The organism is Ignavibacteria bacterium, from assembly GCA_016873775.1.
GTDB lineage: Bacteria > Bacteroidota > Ignavibacteria > UBA10030 > F1-140-MAGs086 > JAGXRH01.
The window spans coordinates 1-3,883 of the sequence record VGWC01000118.1 but is presented as its reverse complement, the minus strand read 5'-3'; the positions used below and the strand labels follow the sequence as shown (position 1 = coordinate 3,883).

Here is a 3,883-nt window from a genome sequence, read left to right as displayed (position 1 = left end):
CAAACATAAAATGGTATTATGCCCAAACAAACAGAAAACTTAATGGATAAAATTGTCTCGCTGGCAAAACGGCGGGGATTTGTATTTCAATCATCGGAAATTTACGGCGGACTCAATGGCTGCTGGGATTACGGTCCGCTCGGTGTTGAATTGCTGCGCAACGTGAAAGACGCGTGGTGGAAAGCAATGACGTTTCGAGACGATATTGAAGGAATTGACGCGGCAATCTTGATGCATCCGCGCGTGTGGGAAGCATCGGGACACGTGGAAAATTTCACCGACCCGATGCAAGCATGTCGTCAATGCAAGAAACTTTTTAGGGCGGACCAGGTATGGGACATGCTGAAAGAATCGAAATGGGTACAGTCTTTTGCAGAAACTATGGAGTTAACCGATTGGACATATCTTCTGAAATTCAATAGCCATCTTGCACTTCGATGGGCACAGCAAAAAGGTAAAAAACTTGCTCCAGGATTGGCACTCGTACGTAATTCTCAAGTCACGATGTCGTGGCTTATTGAGGACCTTCAAAACAATCCAATGATGAAATTGAACATTCCGATGTTGTTGCAGTATATAGCGACAGAACAAAAAGCAACAACGGGACTTCAGACACCATGTCCAGAGTGTGGTGGAGATTTGGTAGAGGCACGGCAATTCAATCTAATGTTCAAAACATTTGTTGGGCCTGTCGAAGAATCAAGCGCGGTTGTGTATTTGCGTCCTGAAACTGCGCAAGGAATTTTCGTGAACTTTCTCAACGTGCAAGCGGCATCGCGGCAAAAAATTCCGTTTGGTATTGCGCAAATCGGAAAAGCGTTTCGCAATGAAATCAACACAAAGAATTTTTTATTCCGCACACGCGAGTTTGAACAAATGGAAATGCAATTTTTTGTCAAGCCCGAAACCGATGAAGCGCATTTTGAATATTGGCGCGAGCAACGTATGCAATGGTTTTTGAATTTGGGAATGCGCAAAGAAAAATTGCAGTGGCACAAGCACGAGAAACTTGCGCATTATGCTCGCAACGCATACGACATCGAATACGAATTTCCGTTTGGCTGGGGAGAAATTGAAGGCATTCACAATCGCACGAATTTTGATTTGTCGCGACATGAAGAATACAGCGGCAAGAGTTTGAAATTTTTCGATGAAGAGACGAAAGAAAAATTTGTTCCGTTTATCATCGAAACATCGGCGGGAGCGAGTCGTTCGTTTATGGCGTTTTTGATTGAAGCGTATCGTGAAGAAGAAGCGCGCACTGCTGATGGTGAAATGGAAACGCGCGTCGTGTTAAAATTTCATCCGAAACTTGCGCCAATGAAAGCCGCAATTTTTCCACTCGTCAATCGTGATGGAATGCCGGAAATCGCTCGCAACATTGAAAAAGATTTGCGGAATTCGTTTCGCGTTTTTTATGATGATAGCGGCGCAGTGGGAAGACGATACCGAAGACAAGATGAAATCGGAAAACGCCTTTTTGTATTACGGTTGATAGCGAAACATTACAAAATCAAACCGTAACAATCCGCGAACGCGATTCGATGGAACAAGTGCGCGTGAACATTTCGCAGTTGAAGAATTGGTTGAGTGAGAAATTGTAATTTTAGAAAACTATGTATTTTCTGCACCTCTGCGTTTCAAAATTTTAATCGCAGAGGCAGAGGTCGCTGAAAATACGCAGAGAAAATTATGCACGAGAATGAGATTTCGGAAAAGATAATTGGTTGTGCTATTGCAGTTCATCGCGCACTTGGTCCCGGTTTGCTGGAAAGCGCTTATGAAGAATGTTTAGCAGAAGAAATGAAATTTCAAGGATTGAATTTCGAAAGACAAAAACCAGTTCCACTCATGTATCGAAGTGTAAAACTCGATGTTGGTTATCGTCTTGATGTTCTCGTCGAGAACAAAGTTATTGTTGAACTAAAAGCGCAAGAAGTAGTTCCGCCAATTGCAAAATCACAACTTCTCTCCTATCTTCGATTATTAGATAAACGTTTAGGTTTGCTCGTTAACTTTCACGTTGAAATTCTGACAAAAGGCATCACGCGAGTCGTAAATAAACTATGACAATTCTCTGCGAAACTCCGTGTTCTCTGCGCCTCTGCGTTTCAAAACTTTCAATCATAATTTTCATATCCCTTTTTCCATTTGTCGTTTTCTCACAAAGCAAACAAGAAATGGAAACGAAAATCGAAACCGCAATTCCCCTTATTTACAATTGCGAATTTCAGAAAGCGGATTCATTGTTTCAACAAATCATTCGCGATTATCCTACCAAGCCCGAAGGATATTTTTTTTCTGCAATGGTAACGTATTGGAAAATTTTGCTTGATAGAGAAAACATGCAATTCGATGAACAATATTTTTTGCAAATAGAAAAAACAATTGATGTGTGCGATAAAATTCTTGATGAAAATGAAAATAATGTGAAAGCAATTTTTTATAAAGGCGGCGCACTCGGTTATCGAGGACGATTGGAAGTGCATCGTAAAAGTTGGCTCTCCGCAATTCTCGACGGCAAAAAAGGACTTTCTTTGATGATGCAGGCATACGAGCGCGACACAACAAACACCGAGACATATTTGGGAATGGGATTGTATCAATATTACGCCGAAGCAATTCCCGAAGAATTTCCCGTCGTGAAACCGTTGATGTGGTTTTTACCGAGCGGCGATAAACAAAAGGGAATTGAGTTTCTCACCAAAGCATCGCAGAAAGGAAGGTTCACAAAATACGAAGCGACGTATTTCTTGTTGCAAATTCGTTTTCGCTTTGAAAATGATTTCGAAAAAGCATTGCCGTATGCAGAAGAATTACATAAACAATTTCCGAACAATCCGATGTTTGCAAGAATTTTAGAGAAATGTAAAAATTATATAAAAAGTCATTAGTCATTGGTAATTTGTCATTCGTAGTTCTCGAATTACTAATGACAAATGACTAATTACCAATTACGTTAAAAAAAAATGTTACAAATAATCATACTTGGCTTACTCGCTTCTCTCTCCGAACTCATTGGCGGCATCGTCGTTGTTCAGGGGAAAAAATGGCTCGGAAAAATTCAAGAGTATTTGCTTGCGCTTTCTGCGGGATTTTTACTTGCGCTTGTTTTTTTTGAATTGATTCCGGAAAGCATTGCAAACGTTGGCGCATTATCATCATTGTATATACTGCTCGGATTTTCTCTACTCCATTTTTTTGAACATACCATCGTTGGACATTTTCACTTCGGAGAAGAAACGCATCAACACGAAATTGTAAAACCATTCGCAGGAATTTCTGCTGTTGCAGGATTAGCAATTCACGCATTCTTTGACGGACTTTCTATTTCTTCAGCAATGTTGTTCAATCCGAATGTAGGAATTTTAGTGTTCATCGCAGTTCTTCTTCATAAATTTCCCGAAGGATTAACCGTTGCATCCATTACACTTGCATCAAATCGCTCGACAAAACATGCAATCAGCGCGGCATTTGGATTAGCCGTTGCAACGCTCGCGGGAATTTTCGCAGTGTTTATTTTTTCCAACATCAGCGCAAATTTTGTCGGTATCGCATTTGCATTTTCTGCCGGTGCAGCAACGTATGTCGGCGCTAGCGATTTAATCCCAGAAATCAATCGCTCGCATAATCGCATTACGCCGCTTGTGGTGTTTGGAGGAATGGCGTTGTTTGCTGTTAGCAAAGTTCTCATTACATCTCTGTTCGCACATTAAGAAATCAACACAGAGTCCACAGAAGAATATACAAAGCAACCGAAGTGTTGATTTCTTGGCTTGCAGTGGTTAAAATATTTTTGATGCGTGAGCGAATTCCAAATGAATATCAATATTTTCTTTGGCGGTTTATCAAACAATTTTTCCTTCCATCTTTACTTATATTT

At 40.6% G+C, this 3,883-nt stretch carries 5 protein-coding genes; all 5 read left to right on the top strand.

The genetic code is table 11. The features are described from left to right. Window positions 1–18 precede the first annotated feature (18 nt). The 5 genes from FJ218_11035 (at window position 19) to FJ218_11015 (ending at window position 3,716) form a co-directional block, all read left to right on the top strand. Window positions 19–1,524 carry a glycine--tRNA ligase gene (locus tag FJ218_11035; GenBank protein MBM4167434.1) on the top strand — a complete coding sequence of 502 codons (1,506 nt, stop codon included), beginning with the start codon at window positions 19–21 and terminating at the stop codon, window positions 1,522–1,524. After that, window positions 1,485–1,604 (top strand): hypothetical protein, encoded by a 120-nt coding sequence (locus FJ218_11030; GenBank protein ID MBM4167433.1) that lies wholly within the window; start codon window positions 1,485–1,487, stop codon window positions 1,602–1,604. The genes FJ218_11035 and FJ218_11030 overlap by 40 nt, the downstream gene beginning before the upstream one ends. 88 nt (window positions 1,605–1,692) lie before the next feature. Next, entirely contained in the window at window positions 1,693–2,070 is a 378-nt protein-coding gene (locus FJ218_11025) for a GxxExxY protein (protein MBM4167432.1), read from the top strand. 110 nt (window positions 2,071–2,180) lie between these two features. Next, a complete protein-coding gene (locus FJ218_11020) occupies window positions 2,181–2,894 on the top strand; it encodes a hypothetical protein (GenBank protein MBM4167431.1) in 714 nt (237 codons plus the stop codon). Between the two features lie 75 nt (window positions 2,895–2,969). After that, complete coding sequence (locus tag FJ218_11015; GenBank protein MBM4167430.1) at window positions 2,970–3,716, top strand: ZIP family metal transporter; 747 nt, start codon at window positions 2,970–2,972, stop codon at window positions 3,714–3,716. Window positions 3,717–3,883: the final 167 nt, after the last annotated feature.